The following is an 18,581-nucleotide window of genomic DNA, read 5'->3' on the forward strand; positions in this document are numbered from 1 at the left end:
GCCCCCTCGGACATGCACACGGTGGAGATGGATCCGAAGGAGGTGGTCGCCGCCCTGCGCGCGGCGGGCGTGACGGAGGTGGACGCCTCGACGCGCCGGAGAGCCGAATATGCGACCGACGCCTCGCTGTACCGGGTCGTACCCACCGCCGTCGCCTTCCCGAGGGGGGCCGATGACGTGGCGGCCGCCTTGGCGGTATGCCACGATCTGGGTGTCCCCCTGACGGCACGGGGCGCCGGCACGTCGATCGCCGGCAACGCCGTGGGCAGCGGCGTGGTGCTGGACTTCTCCCGGCACCTGACCCGCATCCGCCACGTGGACGCCGAGTCCAGGACGGCTGTGGTCGAACCGGGCGTCGTACTCGACGATCTCCAGCGGGCCGCGGGCGCCCACGGACTGCGTTTCGGTCCCGACCCCTCGACGCACAGCCGCTGCACGATCGGCGGCATGATCGGCAACAACGCCTGCGGTTCACGCGCTCTGGGCTACGGCCGCACCGCCGACAACGTCGTCGAACTGGACGTGCTCACCGGTGGCGGCGAGCGACTCACCGCCGTCCGCTCGGCCGACCCGCGGTCCTCACCGACGCTGTCGAAACTGCAGGAGGTGGTGCGGGCCAACCTCGGACCCCTCCGTACCGAATTCGGGCGGTTCGGTCGGCAGGTGTCCGGATACTCGCTCGAGCACCTACTGCCGGAGCGCGGATTCGACGTCGCACGTGCCCTGGTCGGCACCGAGGGCACGTGCGGAGTACTGCTCGGCGCCAAGGTGCGGTTGGTCGCGGTCCCGGCGCGGACATCCCTGGTGGTGCTGGGCTACCCGGATCTGGCGACGGCCGCCGACGCCGTCCCGCACATCACCGCCCACTCACCCGTCGCGGTGGAGGGGCTGGATGCCCGCATTGTGGATGTCGTGCGCGCCCGGCGCGGCGCCGACGCGGTGCCGCCGCTGCCCAAGGGCGGCGGCTGGCTCTTCGTCGAGCTGTCCGACGACGACGAGAGCGCCCTCGCCGTGCGGCAGTCCGCCGTGGTGGCGGCGGACACGGGTGCGAGCGGTCACCGGATCGTCACCGACCCGGCGCAGGCCGCCGCGCTGTGGCGGATCAGAGAGGACGGCGCCGGACTGGCCGCCCGCTCACAACGCGGCCGTGCCGCGCACGCCGGCTGGGAGGACGCCGCCGTCCCGCCGGAGAGGCTCGGTGCCTATCTCCGCGAATTCGAGGCCCTGCTCACCGATCACGAGCTGACCGGTACACCGTACGGGCATTTCGGTGACGGCTGCGTGCACGTCCGTATCGACTTCCCCCTGACCGAGCCGCGCGGTCCGGTGGTCTTCAGAGAGTTCCTGCTCGATGCGGCCAAGTTGGTGGCCCGGTACGGCGGCTCCCTGTCCGGCGAACACGGTGACGGGCGGGCCCGGGGTGAGTTGCTGCCGTTGATGTACTCCTCCGCGGCCCTGAGGGCGATCAGCGCCGTCAAGGACGTGTTCGACCCGGCCGGCGTCCTGAACCCCGGGGTCATCGTGCGTCCCCGCCCGCTCGACGCCGATCTGCGAACCCCGGCGGCCCACCCGATCCGCACCGACCTGGCTTTCGGCTACCGGGAGGACGCCGGGGATTTCACCGCCGCGGTTCACCGCTGCACCGGAGTGGGCAAGTGCCGCGCCGATCCGACGGGGGACGGTGAGGTGATGTGCCCCTCCTACCGGGCCACCCGGGACGAGAAGGACTCCACGCGGGGCCGCGCGCGAGTGCTGCAGGAGATGGCGGTCGGCTCACTGGTGCCCGACTGGCGGGCGCCGGCCGTACGCGAGGCGCTGGATCTGTGCCTGGCGTGCAAGGGCTGCGCGTCGGACTGCCCGACCGGCGTCGACATGGCCATGTACAAGGCCGAGGCCCTCTACCAGACCTATCGTCATCGTCCACGACCGCCGGCGCACTACACGCTGGGAAGCCTGCCGACCTGGTCGCGGCTCGCCTCCCTCGCGCCGGGACTGGTCAACCGTGCCACGTCCGGTCCGCTGGCCGCACCGGGCAAGCGCATGGCGGGAGTGGACCCGCGCCGCGATGTGCCGCCGTTCGCCCGCCAGACCTTTCGGCGCTGGTTCAGCGAGCACCGGCGCGAACGCGGTCGCGTCGGCGACCCGGGCGATCCGGTGCTCCTGTGGGTCGACACGTTCACCGACCACTTCACCCCGCAGGTGGGCATCGCCGCCGTACGGGTGCTGGAGCATGCCGGATTCGCGGTCCGCATTCCCCGGAAGAAGCTGTGCTGCGGCCTGACCTGGATCTCCACCGGCCGTCTGGACACGGCGCGGCGGATACTGCGCCGGTCTGTGGCGGAGCTGCGTCCGCTGGTCGCGGACGGCATACCCGTGGTGGGCCTGGAACCGTCGTGCACCGCCGTCTTCCGCTCCGACGCCCTCGAACTGCTCGGTGGTGATCCCGCCGCACAGGAGGTGGCGCGTGGCGTCCGGACGCTCGCCGAGCACCTCGCCCCGCGTGCCGGGTGGGAACCACCGAGCCTGGACGGCGTGCGTGTGGTCGCCCAGCCGCACTGCCACCAGCATGCCGTCATGGGCTGGGAGCACGACCGCGAGTTGCTCACAAGGGCTGGGAGCACGGTACGGAGAGTCGGGGGCTGCTGCGGACAGGCCGGGAACTTCGGCGCCGAACGCGGCCACTACGACGTCAGCGTTGCCATCGCCGAGAGCACCCTGCTGCCGGCCGTACGCGAAGCGGATCCCGACGCTGTGGTGTTGACCGACGGGTTCTCCTGCCGCACTCAGCTGTCCGATCTCGGAGCCCGCGAGGGTGTCCACCTGGCCGAACTTCTCGCATCCCGCCTCGAATGATGCGGCTCGGGCTGCGCGCTCACGTCAACCAGGCCCGGGCATGTCACACGTAACATGTCAGGTGCGGCGTAGCGAGGCGCCGGGAGTACGAGCGAGCGGAGGCCCAGGGTGCGGGAGATCGCCGGTAACGCGAATCTGAGTACGCAGATCGCCGAGGTGGTCAAGGAAGCGATAGTCACCGGAGAAATGCGGCCCGGTGAGCTGTACTCCGTCAGCCAACTCGCGGACCGGCTGAACGTCTCTCGTACCCCGGCACGCGAGGCGCTGTTGGGACTGGCCGATCTCGGCCTGGTGCGGATCGAGCGCAACCGCGGCTTCAGGGTCGTACGGCGCGAGCCCCGACAGATCGCCGAGGTCTTCCACCTGCGTCTGTTGCTGGAGGTGCCCGCCGCCCGACTGGCGGCCCAGCACGTCGATCCCGCCCTGATCGACGGCCTGCGGCGGGAACTGGCAGACATGGGTGCGGCGGCAGCCGACCACGACGAAGCCCGCTTCATGGCCCACGATCGAGCCTTCCACGCGCTCGTCCTCACCGCCGGGGGCAACTCGCTGCTCGTCACGACAGTCGCCCATCTGCGCGACACCATCGCCACGGTCGGCGCCTCCACCGTCGACCGCACCCGCTCACTCGCCGACATCGCCGCCGAGCACCTGCCCATCCTCGACGCGCTCGCCGATCGCGACCCGGCCGCGGCCGCCGAGGCGATGCGACGGCACGTTGCCCACACCGGAGAACTCCTTCTGGCCCAGGTCGCAGCCGAGAACGGCCGGCATCTGGCACCCGCCGAGGCGGAACTCATCCGCGGCACACAGGACAAGGCCAAGGAGTGAGCCGCCGCCGTGGTCCCCCGCTTCCGTCCGGCCATGGGTGACCCCTTCGGCGGCGGTGACGTCCACTTGCGCTCTCGTGACCGCCGTGCGCCAGTCTGCGCTGACGCACCACGCGCGGCCGGTTGCACCAGGTCGACCGCGAAGGAAAGGGCGGGCAGGACCTTCGCCTTGGGCTCGCCAGCCGGCCGAGCAAACGTCAAGACGCTCCGCCAGAATCAGCGTCGGACGAGCGTCAAGACGTTTCCCCACCGCCTCCGTGAGATAGCGGCGAAGCACCTCCCACCCGCGCCCCGCTACGCGAAGCCGCAGGTGAGGAACGTCGCGTGCACCTGCTCAACGCTCCACGCCGTGAACCTGTGAAAACAGGTCGGGCCACCCCGCCCATAACCTCAGGAATCAGAGAACCCGCAGGTCAGAGGCTCTTCGCGACAGGCTCAAGAATCGCCACGCACTCCACGTGCGACGTCATCGGAAACAAATCAAACGCCCGCAGCGTCCGCACCCGATACCCCCCTTCACGGAAGTACCCCAAATCCCGCGCCAACGCCGCCGGATCGCAAGCCACATACGCGATGCGACGCGCCCCCAGCCCCGTCAGAAGCCGGACCGTCTTCTTGCCGGCGCCCGCCCGCGGCGGATCCAGGACGATCAGGTCGGCCTCGGTGATTCCGGTGCGCGGCAGCACCGTCTCGACCTTGCCCTGTTCGATGCGGACGCGGTCGAAGGCGGAGAGGTTGTGCCGGGCATCCTCCACCGCGCGCTTGCCGGTCTCGATGCCCAGTACCGCGCCCTTGTCGCCCAGGCGGTCGGCCAGGGCGCCCGCGAAGAGGCCGACGCCGCAGTACAGGTCGAGCGCCGTGTCGCCCTTGCGCGGCAGCAGGCCCTGCATGACCGCCTTGACCAGCGTGTCCGCGGACTTCGGATGGACCTGCCAGAAGCCGCCGCTGCCGACACGGTACGTACGGTCGTCCGCGCGCTCGCGCACAAAGGGGCGGCCGTGGACCCGATGGACTCCGCCGTCCTTCTCCTCCACGCGCATGACCGACACCGGCCGGTCCAGCTCCACGATCGGCAGGCGGGCGCCGGGCCGTGGCGTGAGGATCACCTGCCGGTCCTGGGATCCCGTCGCCGCGATCGCCTCGATCGACTCCATCCCTGACCAGTCACGCTGCTCGATGCCCAGCTCGCTGACGCCCGGCGCGGCGATCATGCAGTGCTCGATCGGCTCGACCTCGTGCGAACGGTGCCGTCGCAGACCGGCGTGCCCGGAGTCGTCCACCGCGTACTGCACGCGCGTACGCCAGGCGGGCACCTCACCGGCGGGCACCTTGTCGCCCTCGGCCGGCATCACCGTGCCGTCCCAGCCGGCCTCCTCGGGCGTCAGGCCCGCGAGCCGCTGCAGCTGCTCGGCGATCACCTCGCCCTTCAGGCGGCGCTGCGCGCCCGGCTTGGCGTGCTGCCAGTCGCAGCCGCCGCAGCGGCCGGGACCCGCGTACGGGCAGGGCGCCTCGACACGGTCCTTGGACGCCTCCAGGACGGTCACCGCGTCCGCGCGCAGGAAGCGCGAGTCCTCCTCGCCCTCCGTCACGCGCGCGACGACCCGCTCACCGGGCAGCGCGTGCCGGACGAAGAGCACCTGCCCACCCGTCTCCCGGCCACCGCCCCTCAACGAGGCGCTTCGCGCCGCCCCTTCCTGATTGGACGTACGGGCGATGCAGTGCCCTCCATGGGCGACGGGTCCGATCTCGACCTCGTACTCCTGGCCCACGAGCGACCCCGCCGGCGTTTTCTTCGGTTCTGCCTGCATGGCGGGGTGACTCCAGATGCGAAAAGGGGAACGGCCGGACAACAGCCCACCAGTCTACGTGGACGCCGCCCTGCCGTTCGACACGAGTCCGTCAGCCCTTGGGAGTGCTGGGCTCCTTGGGCCTCTCCTCCGCGGGACCGCGCCGCACGGCACCCGGCGCGTTCCACTCCTGCCGCTTGCGGGCTCGCCTCTTGGCCACCTCGGAGGACTCCAGCTGGTACGGCACGGACGTCACCATCACCCCCGGTGTGAACAGCAGCCGCCCCTTGAGCCTGAGCGCGCTCTGGTTGTGCAGCAGTTGCTCGTACCAGTGGCCGACCACGTACTCGGGGATGATCACGCTGACCACATCGCGCGGGGACTCCCGGCGCAGGTTCTTCACGTACTCGATGACCGGCCGCGTGATCTCGCGATACGGGGAATCGAGGACCTTCAGCGGTACGTCGATGCCGCGCCGCTCCCACTCCTCCCTCAGTGCCTTCGTCTCGGCCGGGTCGACATTGACGCTGAGCGCCTCCAAAGTGTGCGAGCGCATCAGCTTGGCGTAGGCGAGGGCGCGCAGCGTCGGGCGGTGGATCTTCGAGATCAGGACCACGGAGTGGACGCGCGAGGGACGTACGACATCGTCGCTCGGCCCTTCCGGCGCGGCGATCTCCTCGGCGACGCGGTCGTAGTGCTTACGGATCGCGGACATGGTCACGTAGAAGATCACCATGCCGAGCAGCGCGACCCAGGCGCCGTGGGTGAACTTGGTGACCAGGACGACGATCAGCACGAGCCCGGTGAAGAAGGCGCCGAAAGTGTTGATCGCCCGGGAGCGGTACATGCGGCGGCGCGCGGCCTGGTCGCGCTCGGTGGCCAGGTGGCGGTTCCAGTGCCGGACCATGCCGGTCTGGCTGAGCGTGAAGGAGACGAAGACGCCGACGATGTAGAGCTGGATCAGCCGGGTCGAGTCGGCGCCGTAGACCCACACCAGCAGCCCGGCGGCGCCCGCGAGCAGCACGATGCCGTTCGAGAAGGCGAGGCGGTCGCCGCGGGTGTGCAGCTGACGGGGCAGATAGCGGTCCTGCGCGAGGATCGAGCCGAGCAGCGGGAAGCCGTTGTACGCGGTGTTGGCCGCGAGGAAGAGAACCAGCGCCGTGGCTGCGGCGAGCAGCACGAACATGAAGCTGCCGTTCCCGAAGACGGCCTCGGCGACCTGCGAGATCACCGGGTTCTGGACGTAGTCGGCGCCGACCGCGACGCCGTTCTTCAGCAGACCGTGCGCCGGGTTCTCGGCCATGCGGACGTTCGTCGCCATGGCCAGGCCGATGATGCCGCAGAACATGGTGACCGCCAGCAGGCCCATCATCGCGAGCGTGTTCCCCGCGTTCTTGGACTTGGGCTTGCGGAAGGCGGGGACGCCGTTGCTGATCGCCTCGACACCGGTGAGCGCGGCACAGCCGGAGGAGAAGGCGCGCAGCAGCAGGAAGACCAGCGCAAAGCCTGCGAGTCCCTGGTTCTCGGCCTTGATCTCGAAGTCGGCGGTCGGCGCCCTCATGGTGTCGCCGAGGAACAGACCGCGGAACGCGCCCCAGGCGATCAGGGCGAAGACGCCCGTCACGAAGACGTACGTCGGGATCGCGAAGAGCCTCCCGGACTCCTTGACGCCGCGCAGGTTCATCAGCGTGAGCAGCACGATGACGGCGATCGCGCACGGCACCTTGTTCTCGACCACGAAGGGGATCGCGGAGCCGAGGTTCTCGATGCCGGAGGAGATCGACACGGCGACGGTGAGGACGTAGTCGACGAGCAGCGCGCTGGCGACGGTGAGACCTGCCTTGGGGCCGAGGTTGGTGTTGGCCACCTCGTAGTCGCCGCCGCCGCTCGGGTACGCGTGCACGTTCTGCCGGTACGAGGCCACCACCGTGAACATCAGCACCACGACCGCGACCGCGATCCAGGGGCTGAAGTGGTAGGCCGACACGCCCGCGATGGACAGGACCAGCAGCACCTCGCCCGGCGCGTACGCCACGGAGGAGAGCGGGTCGGAGGCGAAAACGGGGAGGGCGATGCGCTTCGGCAGGAGCGTTTCCCCCAGCCGGTCACTGCGCAGTGCGCGCCCGATGAGGATCCGTTTGGGCACGTCGGTCAGTTTGGACACGCAGAGGATCGTAAGCCGTCGGGGTATGGGGCGCCCACCCGCCACCCGACGTCTGCTCTACGAGTGAATTAAGCGACGGGCGATGCTGCGGGTTCCGGCACCGACGGCGTCCCCATGTCTATATGACAAAACCTCGCATCCCCCCTCTTGGAGACCTCATGACGCAAGCCACCGCGGAACTCATCGGCGCCGCCGCCGCACTCCTCGGGCTCGGTGTCCTGACCCTCGTCAGCGTCCGCAGCATCAGCCGCCGCTGATCGCGGAAAGGCCGTGGGCGAGCGTGCACAGGGGTGCCCTGCGCGGACCGCGCGTGTGTAGCTTGGGCATCGGTCTGAGACCCTGTTCAAGACTCTGTTCGGCCTGAGCAGTAACTCCATGAGCAGTACGATTGACAGCGGAAGGACGGTCGTGCACATCGTCATCATGGGCTGCGGGAGAGTGGGTTCCGCTCTCGCCCAGACCCTGGAGCAACAGGGGCACACGGTCGCCGTGGTCGACCAGGACCCCACCGCCTTCCGACGACTGGGCTCCGGGTTCGGCGGCCGTCGTGTCACCGGAGTCGGCTTCGACCAGGACACCCTGCGCGAGGCGGGCATCGAGGAGGCGGGCGCCTTCGCCGCCGTCTCCAGTGGGGACAACTCGAACATCATCGCCGCCCGGGTGGCCCGCGAGATGTTCGGCATCGAGAATGTGGCGGCGCGCATCTACGACCCCCGCCGCGCCGAGGTCTACCAGCGCCTGGGCATCCCGACCGTGGCCACCGTCCGCTGGACCGCCGACCAGATGCTGCGCCGGCTGCTCCCGTCGGGCTCCGAGCCGTTGTGGCGGGATCCCACCGGCGGGGTGCAGCTCGCCGAGGTGCACGCCTCGACAGCGTGGGTGGGCCAGCGGATCAGCCGGCTCCAGGACGACACCGGCGTGCGCGTCGCCTTCCTCACCCGCCTGGGCGAGGCGGTCCTGCCGAGCTCGCAGACCGTGCTGCAGGAGGGCGATCTCGTGCACGTGATGATGCGTACGGACGACGTGGACAAGGTCGAGGCGGCGTTCGCCAAGGGCCCTGACGAGGAGGGCGGTCACTGATGAGGGTCGCCATTGCCGGTGCCGGTGCGGTGGGCCGCTCGATCGCGGGCGAGCTGCTGGAGAACGGGCACGAGATCCTGCTGATCGACAAGGCGCCGACCGCGATCTCGGTCGAGCGCGTGCCGCAGGCGGAGTGGCTGCTGGCCGACGCCTGCGAAATCACTTCGCTGGACGAGGCGGCGCTTCAGCGCTGCAACGTCGTCATCGCCGCCACGGGCGACGACAAGGTCAACCTCGTCGTCTCGCTGCTGGCGAAGACGGAGTACGGCGTTCCGCGCGTCGTCGCCCGCGTCAACAACCCCAAGAACGAGTGGCTGTTCAACGAGTCCTGGGGCGTGGACGTCGCCGTCTCGACCCCCCGCCTGATGTCGGCCCTGGTCGAGGAGGCGGTGAGCGTAGGCGACCTGGTACGCCTCCTCCGCTTCAGCCACGGCGACGCCAACCTGGTAGAGCTGACGCTCCCCCCGGAGTCGGCCCTGGCAGGCACCCGGGTCGGCGACGTGGAATGGCCCGAGGACACGTCCCTGGTCACCATCATCCGCGGCACCCGAGTCCTCACCCCCACCCGGGAGGACTCCCTGGAGGCGGGCGACGAGCTGCTGTTCGTAGCGGCCCAGGCCAGGGAGGAGCAGCTGGAGGACCTGCTGTCGGTACGGCGAGAGGATGCGGTGGGCTAGTTCGCTCGCGTACGAGGATGGGGCGCCCGAAGCATGCCGGGCGCCCCACCCTTACGTCTACGAGCCTGCCGCCGGGCGCGACCAGCGCCCCTTCAGGGGTGCGGGGCTGTATCAATTTGCGGCGCGGCCAGCGCCCTTTAGGGGCGCGGGGAACTGCGCGACAAGCCACAACGAACTCACAGCGTGGAACCGAACCGCACAAACCCCGCACCCAGCGGAGCGCTCAGCTCAACTCCTCCGGTGCCGAGCACCGACCTCCCCGGCGGAGCCGTTCGCGGAGCCACCCGTGCGCTGGCGCTCGCGCTCCTCCTCGGCCTTCTCCGCGGCCTCCATCTCAGCGAACACGTCAATCGGCGCGGGCGCCTTCGCCAGGAACACCCAGGTCAGCCACACCGCCAGCAGGAACGGCGGAATCTTCAACGCAACGAGGACCCACCCCAGTTGCGTCGTGTCCGCCCACCAGTACAGCGGAAAGAGAATCGCGCACTTGGCGAGCAGAATCGCCCCCCACGCGTAACTCGCCTTCGCGTACGCCTTCTTACGGCCCGGGTTACGCGTCCGCCAGGAGAGGTTCTCCTTGAAGACCGGACCGAGGATCAGGCCGATCAGCGGGACGCCCGCGAGGGTCGTGATGATGTACGCGAGGCCCAGGCCCAGCGTGTAGAGCATGCCCGGCAGATAGAAGTCCTTGGCGTTGCCGGTCATCATCGCGAAGACCACGCCGAAGGCCACCCCGAAGACACCGCTGAAGGCGTGCTTGACGGTGTCCTTCATGACCAGGCGCACCACGACGAGCAGCACGGAGACGCCGAGGGCCGCGATGGCCGCGGAGTGCAGATCCTTGTTGACCGTGTAGATCGTGACGAAGAGCAGGCCGGGCAGGACCGTCTCGATCATGCCCCGCAGACCGCCGAACGCCTCGAAGAGCGCGGCCTCCGTCACCGCCCGCGAGTCATGGGCGTCGTCTTCGGTCGGCTTGTCGAGCGACGTCACCGGCTACTCCCGTCCGAGAGGTCTGAGTTCGTACTTCGGATTGAACAGCACCCGGCGGCCCCGGCTCATCGAGATCCGGCCCGATGCGATCAGCTTGCGCCCCGGTTCGATCCCCACGATGGAGCGCCTGCCGAGCCACACCACGTCCAGGGCGCCCGAACCGTCGAACAGCTCGGCCTCCAGAGCCGGGACACCGGCCCTCGGGCGCAGCGTGACCGTGCGCAAGGTACCAGTAACGGTCACTATCTGTCGGTCAAGTGCGTCACCGATACGCGTACACCCGGTGGTCTCGGTGTCCTCGCGCAGTTCCTCCGACTCCAGGTCCTCCTGCGACGAGGAGAGCCGGTCGATCATCCGCCGGAAGCGGCCCGGCGGCCTTTCGGAACGAGGGACAGCACTCATGTCTGAAGCGTACCGGGGGCCGCTGACAGCTTCGTACCTCCTAGGCTTACCCATAGAACTAACGCTCGAATCGATACCCCATCCCGGGCTCCGTGATGCTGCATCCCCCGGGGGACAACCCCCAGACCCCCGGCCGTCACTCGGCTCACCTCTCGAACCGGTAACCCATCCCCGGCTCCGTTATGAAGTGCCGAGGATGCGAAGGGTCCCCCTCCAGCTTGCGCCGCAGCTGGGCCATGTAGACGCGCAGGTAGTTGGTCTCAGTGCCGTACGAGGGACCCCAGACCTCCTGGAGCAGCTGCTTCTGGCTGACCAGCCGGCCCATGTTGCGCACCAGCACCTCCAGAAGGTGCCATTCGGTCGGGGTGAGGCGCACGTCGCGGCCTGCCCGGTTGACCTTCTTGGCGGACAGGTCGACGGTGAAGTCCTCGGTCTCCACGATCACTTCGTCCTCGCCGCCGCCGTTGGGCTCCGCGCGGCGGACGGCGGCCCGCAGCCGGGCCAGCAGCTCGTCCATGCCGAAGGGCTTGGTGACGTAGTCGTCGGCGCCCGCGTCCAGGGCCTCGACCTTCTCGTCCGAGGAGTGCCGGGCCGACAGCACCAGGATCGGTACGCGCGTCCAGCCGCGAAGTCCCTTGATCACCTCGACGCCGTCCATGTCGGGCAGGCCCAGGTCGAGCACGATCACGTCTGGGTGGCGGGCGGCCGCCAGCTGGAGCGCGGTGGCGCCGTCGGGAGCCGCGTCCACCTCGTACTTGCGTGCCTTGAGGTTGATCACGAGGGCTCGGGTGATCTGCGGCTCGTCGTCGACCACCAGGACGCGGGTCATGAAGCCTGCCTTTCCGGTTGTGCGGGTTCTGCGGGTCGTACGTCACGGGACGGGCCCGCCCGGACGGTGAGCACCATCGTGAGTCCGCCTCCGGGAGTGTCCTCGGCGTCGAGGGTGCCGCCCATGGCTTCGGCGAAGCCGCGGGCGACCGCGAGTCCGAGGCCCACGCCGGCGCCGCGCGGGGCGTCGCCGTAGCGCTGGAAGGGTTCGAAGATGCGGTCCTTGGCCTCGTCGGGGACGCCGGGCCCGCGGTCCACCACCCGCACCTGGACCCGCTCGCCGAGTGTGCTGGCGGCCACCAGGACCGGCTCGCCGTCGGGGCTGTACTTCACGGCGTTCTCGACGATGTTGGCGACCGAACGCTCCAGCAGTCCCGGGTCGACGGCGACCATGGGCAGCGTCTCGGGGATGTCGAGGTCCACACTGTCCTCGGGTACGCCGCCCAGCGCCATCGGGACCACCTCGTCCAGGTCGATCTCGCGGATCAGCGGGATGACGGTGCCGGTCTGCAGCCGGGACATGTCCAGGAGATTGCCCACCAGGTGGTCAAGGCGGTCGGCACCCGCCTCGATCCCCTCCAGGAGTTCGGCCTCGTCCTCCTGAGACCAGGCCACGTCATCGGACCGCAGGGACGACACGGCGGCCTTGATCGCGGCCAGCGGGGTGCGCAGATCGTGGCTTACGGCGGCCAGCAGCGCCGTACGGATGCGGTTGCCCTCGGCCAGTGTGCGGGCCTGCTCCGCCTCGGACCGGAGGCGCTGGCGGTCCAGGACGACGGCGGCCTGGGCGGCGAAGGCGGCCAGCACCCGGCGGTCCTCGGCGGGCAGCACCCGGCCGGACAGGGCCAGCGCCATGTGGTCGCCGACCGGCATGTCCACGTCCGCGTCCTCCGGCCGGACCGGCGGCTGCGGGCCGACACTGGCCGCGCAGGTCCACGGATCGACGTCGCTCGTACGCTCCAGCAGCACAACCGACTCCATGCCGAAGGTCTCCCGGACCCGCTCCAGCAGGGCGTCCACACTGGTCTCGCCGCGCAGCACGCTGCCCGCCAGGAAGGAGAGGATCTCCGACTCGGCGCGCAGCCGGGCCGCCTGATGCGTACGCCGGGCCGCCAGATCCACCACCGATGCCACCGACACGGCCACCGCCACGAAGATCGCCAGGGCGAGGATGTTCTTCGGGTCGGCGATCGTCAGCCGGTGGAAGGGCTGCGTGAAGTACCAGTTCAGCAGCAGGGAGCCGAAGGCGGCCGAGGCCAGCGCCGGCAGCAGTCCGCCGAGGAGCGCCGCGGACACCGTCAGTGTCAGGAACAGCAGCATGTTGTTGGTGAGGCCGAGGTCCGCGTCGGTGTGGGTGAGCAGCACCGTCAGCAGCGCCGGGCCGCCGATCCCGGTCAGCCAGCCTCCGATGATCCGTGACCGCCCGAGCCGCGCACCCCGGGCAACGGGCAGACCGCGCCCCTTGCCGACCTCGTCGTGCGTGATCAGGTGAACGTCCAGGTCGGGGCCCGACTCGCGGGCGACCGTGGCGCCGACGCCGGGCCCGAACACGTACTGCCAGCCCTTGCGGCGGGAGACGCCGAGCACGATCTGCGTGGCGTTGACCCCGCGCGCGAACTCCAGCAGCGCCGAGGGAACGTCGTCCCCGATGACGTGATGGAAGGTGCCGCCGAGGTCCTCCACCAGGGTGCGCTGGACGGCCAGTTCCTTCGGCGAGGCGGACGTCAGACCGTCGCTGCGCGCGATGTAGACCGCGAGCACCTCGCCGCCGGCACCCTTCTCCGCGAGCCGGGCCGCCCGGCGGATCAATGTCCGGCCCTCCGGACCACCCGTCAGCCCCACCACGATGCGTTCACGGGCCTGCCAGGTGGAGCGGATGCCGTGCTCGCCCCGGTACTGCTGGAGGTACTCGTCGACGCGGTCGGCGACCCACAGCAGGGCCAACTCGCGCAGCGCGGTCAGGTTGCCGGGGCGGAAGTAGTTCGACAGGGCCGCGTCGACCTTGTCCGGCTTGTAGATGTTGCCGTGCGCCATCCGCCGCCGCAGCGCCTGGGGCGACATGTCGACCAGCTCCATCTGATCGGCCCGGCGCACCACTTCGTCGGGGACGGTTTCCTTCTGCCGTACGCCCGTTATCGACTCGACGACGTCACCCAGCGACTCCAGGTGCTGGATATTGACCGTCGAGACGACGTCGATGCCGGCCGCGAGCAGTTCCTCAACGTCCTGCCACCGCTTGCCGTTACGTGAACCCGGGATGTTCGAGTGGGCCAGCTCGTCGACGAGCGCCACCTGGGGCCGCCGCGCCAGCACCGCGTCCACGTCCATCTCGGTGAAGAACGAGCCCCGGTACTCCAGCTCCCGGCGCGGGATCTCCTCCAGGCCGTGCAGCATCACCTCGGTCCGCGGCCGGTTGTGGTGCTCGACGAAGGCCACCGCACAGTCCGTGCCCCGCTCGACGCGGCGGTGCGCCTCGGACAGCATCGCGTACGTCTTGCCGACGCCCGGCGCCGCACCGAGATAGATCCGAAGCCTGCCGCGTCCCATGGTCCCACTGTCTTCCCATAACAGCCGCACACGCTGCGTCGACCTTACGGCCAATCATCGGCTCCCACGGCGCGGAAGGCTGGCCCGGAGACGTCTTTGACGCAACCCTGATGCGCGCCCGGTGCGCCTCAGCACCCGGGATCAGTGCTCGACGATCTCGCCGTCGCTCAGCTCCAGCACCCGGTCCGCGAGGTCGAGCAGCGCGGCGTCATGCGTGGCGACGAGCGCGGTGACCTGCTCGCTGCGGACGACCGCGCGCAGCAGCTCCATCACGGCGAGGCCGGTCTCCGCGTCGAGCTGGCCGGTGGGTTCGTCGGCGATGAGGAGCGAGGGCTGGTTGGCGAGAGCGCGCGCGATGGCCACCCGCTGCTGCTGACCGCCGGAGAGCTCGCCGGGGCGCTGCGCCGCGTGATCGGCCAGGCCGACCAGGGCGAGCAGCAGCTCGACGCGCTCCTCGCGCTCCCGCGGATGGGCCCGGCGCAGCCGCAGCGGGACGCCCACGTTCTCGGCGGCCGTCAGGATCGGGATGAGCCCGAAGGACTGGAAGACGAAGCCGATACGGTCCCGGCGCAGCCGGAGCAGCCCCTCCTCACCGAGCCCGGACAGCTCGAGCCCGTCCACGGTGATCCGACCCTCGTCCGGCTCGTCGAGCCCACCGACGAGGTTCAGCAACGTGGTCTTGCCGGACCCCGAACGGCCCTTGAGGGCGACGAGTTCGCCGCGCGGCACGTCGAAGGACACCCCGCGCAGGGCGTGTACGGCGGTGGCTCCCGTCCCGTACGACCGGTGGACGTTCTCGACGCGCACCATGGTCTCGGTGGCGATCGCACTGCTGCCGCTCATCCGTTCCTCCCCCATCGGCCGGGCGCCAGTATGGTCACCGGGCGCCGGTCCCGGCAATGGTGCGGCACGGCCTGCGCGTCGGCCGCACCGACAGCCCGGAACCCGCGTACGACCATGGGCCGCACCCGGCGAAGGTGCGGCCCATGGTCGTGAATCCGTGTCTACTGGTCGTGCATCCCTGGCTACCGGACGCGTCTACCGGACCTCGGTGATCTCCGGCCCGCGCTGCAACTGCCCCATGCCTCCGGAGAAGCGGGAACCCGCCTGCTCCTCCTGCTGGACATTCTCGGCGACCATCTGCGCGTCCTCCGGCAGCTTCAGCACGATCGGGTCGCGCGGGGCCATCGGCCCGTCACCACGAACCACCACCGTGTCCCGGAAGATCTGCTCGAGCAGCCCGGCGGCCTGCGGCTGCACCGCGCCCTGCCCGGAGATCACTCCACGCAGGAACCAACGGGGGCCGTCCACGCCGACGAACCGTACGACCTGGAAACCGCCGGTCCCGTCCGGCAGCTGCACCGGTACCTGGGCGCGCAGCTCCCAGCCCAGCGGGCCCTCGACCTCGTCGATGACACCGCCCTGCTGGGTGATGCCGGTGGCGATCTCCTCGCGTACCTCGCCCCAGATGCCCTCGCGCTTGGGGGCGGCGAAGGCCTGCAGCTGGACGGCGCTGTCCTTCAGCACCACGGTGGCCGCGACGATGGCGTCGCCCGCGACCTCCACGCGCAGTTCCATGCCGTCGACCCCGGGCACGAAGAGGCCACCCAGATCGACCCGGCCCTCAGCCGGATCGCGGACCTCCGAACTGTCCCAGGGACCGTCGGGGCGCGGCTTGGGTTCGAGCCGTACGCGCTCCTGCTCTGCGTCGTCCGTCTCAGTGTCGACTTCCTCAACTACGCCGTCGACCTGCTCGGCCTCGCTCGCCGCGTCCTCGGCGGCACTGCCCTTCTTGCGACGTCCGAACACGTCACTGTCCTTCCCGGTCGGATACGACCGAAGCGTATCGATTCCCACCCGTTGTGCCGTCCACCGCGGCATGGCCGCCGGTGGACCCGAAGCCCCCTGCGGCCCGTGTCGAGTCGGGAAGCTCCGCCACCTCCTGGAAGCGCACCTTCTCGACCTGCTGGACGACCAGTTGGGCAATCCGGTCGAAGCGCTCGAACCGCACGGACTCGCGCGGGTCGAGATTCACCACGATCACCTTGATCTCCCCACGGTACCCGGCATCCACCGTCCCTGGGGCATTCACGAGAGCGACTCCGCAGCGGGCGGCCAGCCCGGATCGCGGGTGCACGAAGGCCGCGTAGCCCTCGGGGAGTGCGATGGACACTCCGGTGGGCAGCACGGCCCGCTCGCCGGGCGCGAGCTCACGGCTTTCGGTCGTCCGCAGATCCGCGCCGGCGTCGCCGGGGTGCGCGTATTCCGGAAGCGGTACGTCCGGATCGACGCGCTTGATCAGTACGTCAACGGGGCTCGGGGGCACGGGTCGGGTCACGGGTTCACCTCGAAGGCGCGAGCTCGCCGGATCTGGTCCGGGTCGTTCATGGCCGCCTGGATCTCCTCCTGGCGGCCGTTGTCGACGAAGTGGTCGACCTTGACCTCGATGAACAGGGCGTCCGCGCGGACCGCAACCGGGCCGTCGGGACCGCCTATCCGGCCGGTGGCCGTTGAGTAGATCTTCCGTCCGGCCACCGCCGTGACCTCGGCCTCCAGGTGCAGCACGGTGTCCACGGGGACGGGCCGTACGAAGTCGGTCTCCAGGCGGCCGGTCACCGCGATCGTCCGCAGCAGCCAGTTCAGCGAGCCGAGCGTCTCGTCGAGCGCGCTCGCGAGGACGCCGCCGTGGGCGAGACCGGGCGCGCCCTGGTGGGCGGTCTGGACGGTGAACTCGGCGGTGATCCTGACGCCTTCGCCCGCGCGGGCCGCGAGGCGCAGCCCGTGCACCTGTCCGCCGCCGCAGCCGAAGCAGTGCTCGTAGTGCGCGCCGAGCAGTTCGCCGGGGGCGGGCGCATCCGGGTGCCGCACCGGAGCCACGGCGTCGGACGGGGGTCGCAGAGTCGAAGAGGTACCACTCACAGGCGCAGACCTTACCTCCGCGTCAGCGGCCCGTAGGCACCGTGGCAGGCTTGGCTTCATGCAGCTTTCCGCCTCGCCCTACGAAGAACGTCTGACCGCGCCTCGCACCTGGTGGCTCGTCTGCTTCCTGGTCGGCGTCTCGATGGCGCTGATCCTGCTGCCGTTCGGCGTGCTGCCCCTGCTGGGCGGCCTGGCCGGCGGCACGGCGGTCGCGGCGGTGGTGGCGAGTTCGTACGGCTCGGTCCGTATCCGTGTGGTGGGCGACTCGCTGATCGCGGGCGACGCGAAGATCCCGGTGTCGGCCCTGGGCGAGGCCCATGTACTCGACGCCGAGGAGGCGCGCGCCTGGCGCACGTACAAGGCGGACCCGCGCGCCTTTCTGCTGCTACGCGCCTACATCCCCACGGCCCTGCGGGTGGAGGTCACGGACCCCTCGGACCCGACGCCCTATCTGTACCTGTCCACGCGGGAGCCGGAGCGCCTGGCGACGGCGCTTGAAGCGGCGCGTGCGGCGTAGGTCATTTCGAGAGGGTTTTTCTACGAGCTGCTCGCCCCGGCTCGGCTTTCCAGCCTTCGGCAGGTCGTGAGAGCCGCGTGAGAGCTCAGTGCCCCAGTTCCTTGGAGTTGTTGCCCATGTCCAAGGGGTCGGCGGGCTTCTCCAGGGGCGGCAGTGCAGGCAGGGCGTCCCAGGGAACCTGCGTCTTGCGGAGGTCCGTGCGGACTCGGTCCGCGAGTCTTCTGGTCTCACGGCGGTTCATCGCCGCCCCAACGGCGGCGCCCACCAGGAACGGCATCAGGTTCGGCAGATTCCTGATCGTCCGCTTCATGATCCGCTGGCGCAGCTCGCGCCTCAACTGGACCCCGAGAGCGGCGTTGACCGTCGACGGCTTGGCCACGTCGATGCCGCGTTCCTCCGACCACGAGTTCAGATACGTGGTCGTCCGTTCCTTCAGATTGCCCGGTGGCCGCTGACCGTAGACCTCGTACAGCTCGGCGATCAGCTTCAGCTCGATGGCGGCCACGCCGGTGATCTCGGCGGCCAGTTCCGTGGGCATCGCCGGTGGTACGGGCATCATCGCGGCGGCGCCGACCCCCGCGCCCACCGTCGCCGTCGCGTTGCACGCGCCCGCGACCAGCTTGTCCGCGAGCTGCTCGGGACCCAGGCCGGGGAACTGCCGCTGAAGCGTCGCAAGGTCCCGTACGGGGATCCGCGGGGCGCTCTCGATGATCCGGTCCGTGAGGTAAGCCAGGAACGCCCTGGCCCTGCTGCCGCCCCTGCGGACGCCTTCCCTCATCCCGTGCCCGACGGCGACCACCCGCCGCTTGGCGACAGGCGCCTTCTTGTCCGCCACCTCCAGGGCACCGGAGGCACCTGTCACGTCCGCTGCTTCGAGCGAGGCCTCACGGCCCCGCTCGTCGTCACGTACCGCGTCCGAAGACGGACCGGCCGCTCCCTGGTCATGAGAACGGCGCTTCCAGGGCGGGGTCGAGCCATGCACGG

At 70.1% G+C, this 18,581-nt stretch carries 16 protein-coding genes; 5 read left to right on the plus strand and 11 right to left on the minus strand.

What is annotated here, in order from left to right:
* Positions 1 to 12 precede the first annotated feature (12 nt).
* On the plus strand, positions 13 to 2,853 hold the full coding sequence (locus ABD357_RS00935) for an FAD-binding and (Fe-S)-binding domain-containing protein (protein WP_344386800.1): 2,841 nt from the start codon (positions 13 to 15) through the stop codon (positions 2,851 to 2,853).
* A gap of 108 nt (positions 2,854 to 2,961) precedes the next feature.
* On the plus strand, positions 2,962 to 3,684 hold the full coding sequence (locus ABD357_RS00940; RefSeq protein WP_344386801.1) for a GntR family transcriptional regulator: 723 nt from the start codon (positions 2,962 to 2,964) through the stop codon (positions 3,682 to 3,684).
* Between the two features lie 412 nt (positions 3,685 to 4,096).
* Here the strand turns inward: ABD357_RS00940 and ABD357_RS00945 are convergent, their stop codons facing one another.
* Positions 4,097 to 5,491, minus strand: coding sequence for a class I SAM-dependent RNA methyltransferase (locus ABD357_RS00945; RefSeq protein WP_344386802.1), 1,395 nt, complete (start codon positions 5,489 to 5,491; stop codon positions 4,097 to 4,099).
* A gap of 91 nt (positions 5,492 to 5,582) precedes the next feature.
* Positions 5,583 to 7,634: an APC family permease gene (locus tag ABD357_RS00950; RefSeq protein WP_344386803.1), complete on the minus strand. Its 2,052-nt coding sequence runs from the start codon at positions 7,632 to 7,634 to the stop codon at positions 5,583 to 5,585.
* 408 nt (positions 7,635 to 8,042) lie between these two features.
* Here ABD357_RS00950 and ABD357_RS00955 point away from each other — a divergent pair, with 408 nt between their 5' ends.
* A complete protein-coding gene (locus ABD357_RS00955; protein ID WP_344386859.1) occupies positions 8,043 to 8,714 on the plus strand; it encodes a potassium channel family protein in 672 nt (223 codons plus the stop codon).
* Complete coding sequence (locus ABD357_RS00960) at positions 8,714 to 9,391, plus strand: potassium channel family protein (RefSeq protein WP_033318827.1); 678 nt, start codon at positions 8,714 to 8,716, stop codon at positions 9,389 to 9,391. The genes ABD357_RS00955 and ABD357_RS00960 overlap by 1 nt, the downstream gene beginning before the upstream one ends.
* Positions 9,392 to 9,619: 228 nt before the next feature.
* Here ABD357_RS00960 and ABD357_RS00965 read toward each other — a convergent pair whose 3' ends face one another.
* The 8 genes from ABD357_RS00965 to ABD357_RS01000 form a co-directional block, all read right to left on the minus strand.
* On the minus strand, positions 9,620 to 10,384 hold the full coding sequence (locus ABD357_RS00965; RefSeq protein ID WP_344386804.1) for a DUF3159 domain-containing protein: 765 nt from the start codon (positions 10,382 to 10,384) through the stop codon (positions 9,620 to 9,622).
* Between the two features lie 3 nt (positions 10,385 to 10,387).
* Positions 10,388 to 10,786 carry an OB-fold nucleic acid binding domain-containing protein gene (locus ABD357_RS00970; protein ID WP_344386805.1) on the minus strand — a complete coding sequence of 133 codons (399 nt, stop codon included), beginning with the start codon at positions 10,784 to 10,786 and terminating at the stop codon, positions 10,388 to 10,390.
* Between the two features lie 145 nt (positions 10,787 to 10,931).
* Positions 10,932 to 11,615, minus strand: a complete 684-nt coding sequence (locus ABD357_RS00975; protein ID WP_344386806.1) for a response regulator — start codon at positions 11,613 to 11,615, stop codon at positions 10,932 to 10,934.
* Positions 11,612 to 14,161: a DUF4118 domain-containing protein gene (locus ABD357_RS00980; RefSeq protein ID WP_344386807.1), complete on the minus strand. Its 2,550-nt coding sequence runs from the start codon at positions 14,159 to 14,161 to the stop codon at positions 11,612 to 11,614. Before ABD357_RS00980 ends, ABD357_RS00975 begins: the two co-directional genes overlap by 4 nt.
* A gap of 141 nt (positions 14,162 to 14,302) precedes the next feature.
* On the minus strand, positions 14,303 to 15,004 hold the full coding sequence (locus ABD357_RS00985; protein WP_344386808.1) for an ABC transporter ATP-binding protein: 702 nt from the start codon (positions 15,002 to 15,004) through the stop codon (positions 14,303 to 14,305).
* Positions 15,005 to 15,199: 195 nt separating this feature from the next.
* The gene (locus tag ABD357_RS00990) at positions 15,200 to 15,970 is read right to left on the minus strand and encodes a DUF3710 domain-containing protein (RefSeq protein ID WP_344386809.1); all 771 of its coding nucleotides are present in this window, start codon (positions 15,968 to 15,970) and stop codon (positions 15,200 to 15,202) included.
* A 1-nt stretch (position 15,971) separates the two neighbouring features.
* Positions 15,972 to 16,487 carry a dUTP diphosphatase gene (gene dut, locus ABD357_RS00995; protein ID WP_344386860.1) on the minus strand — a complete coding sequence of 172 codons (516 nt, stop codon included), beginning with the start codon at positions 16,485 to 16,487 and terminating at the stop codon, positions 15,972 to 15,974.
* Between the two features lie 8 nt (positions 16,488 to 16,495).
* Positions 16,496 to 17,080 carry a PaaI family thioesterase gene (locus tag ABD357_RS01000; RefSeq protein WP_344386811.1) on the minus strand — a complete coding sequence of 195 codons (585 nt, stop codon included), beginning with the start codon at positions 17,078 to 17,080 and terminating at the stop codon, positions 16,496 to 16,498.
* Between the two features lie 58 nt (positions 17,081 to 17,138).
* Between ABD357_RS01000 and ABD357_RS01005 the strand changes: the two genes are divergently transcribed.
* Positions 17,139 to 17,597 carry a DUF3093 domain-containing protein gene (locus tag ABD357_RS01005; protein WP_344386812.1) on the plus strand — a complete coding sequence of 153 codons (459 nt, stop codon included), beginning with the start codon at positions 17,139 to 17,141 and terminating at the stop codon, positions 17,595 to 17,597.
* Positions 17,598 to 17,682: 85 nt separating this feature from the next.
* Here the strand turns inward: ABD357_RS01005 and ABD357_RS01010 are convergent, their stop codons facing one another.
* A complete protein-coding gene (locus tag ABD357_RS01010) occupies positions 17,683 to 18,579 on the minus strand; it encodes a hypothetical protein (protein WP_344386814.1) in 897 nt (298 codons plus the stop codon).
* Positions 18,580 to 18,581: the final 2 nt, after the last annotated feature.

Source organism: Streptomyces vastus (assembly GCF_039532825.1).
GTDB classification, from domain to species: Bacteria; Actinomycetota; Actinomycetes; order Streptomycetales; family Streptomycetaceae; genus Streptomyces; species Streptomyces vastus.

Bases quoted from the DNA above. Each gene is read 5' to 3' on its own strand.
- ABD357_RS00935 (WP_344386800.1), top strand. From the start codon at position 13: ATGCACACGGTGGAGATGGATCCGAAGGAGGTGGTCGCCGCCCTGCGC.
- ABD357_RS00945 (WP_344386802.1), bottom strand. From the start codon at position 5,491: ATGCAGGCAGAACCGAAGAAAACGCCGGCGGGGTCGCTCGTGGGCCAG.
- ABD357_RS00960 (WP_033318827.1), top strand. From the start codon at position 8,714: ATGAGGGTCGCCATTGCCGGTGCCGGTGCGGTGGGCCGCTCGATCGCG.
- ABD357_RS00970 (WP_344386805.1), bottom strand. From the start codon at position 10,786: ATGAGTGCTGTCCCTCGTTCCGAAAGGCCGCCGGGCCGCTTCCGGCGG.
- ABD357_RS00975 (WP_344386806.1), bottom strand. From the start codon at position 11,615: ATGACCCGCGTCCTGGTGGTCGACGACGAGCCGCAGATCACCCGAGCC.
- ABD357_RS00980 (WP_344386807.1), bottom strand. From the start codon at position 14,161: ATGGGACGCGGCAGGCTTCGGATCTATCTCGGTGCGGCGCCGGGCGTC.
- ABD357_RS00985 (WP_344386808.1), bottom strand. From the start codon at position 15,004: ATGAGCGGCAGCAGTGCGATCGCCACCGAGACCATGGTGCGCGTCGAG.
- ABD357_RS01005 (WP_344386812.1), top strand. From the start codon at position 17,139: ATGCAGCTTTCCGCCTCGCCCTACGAAGAACGTCTGACCGCGCCTCGC.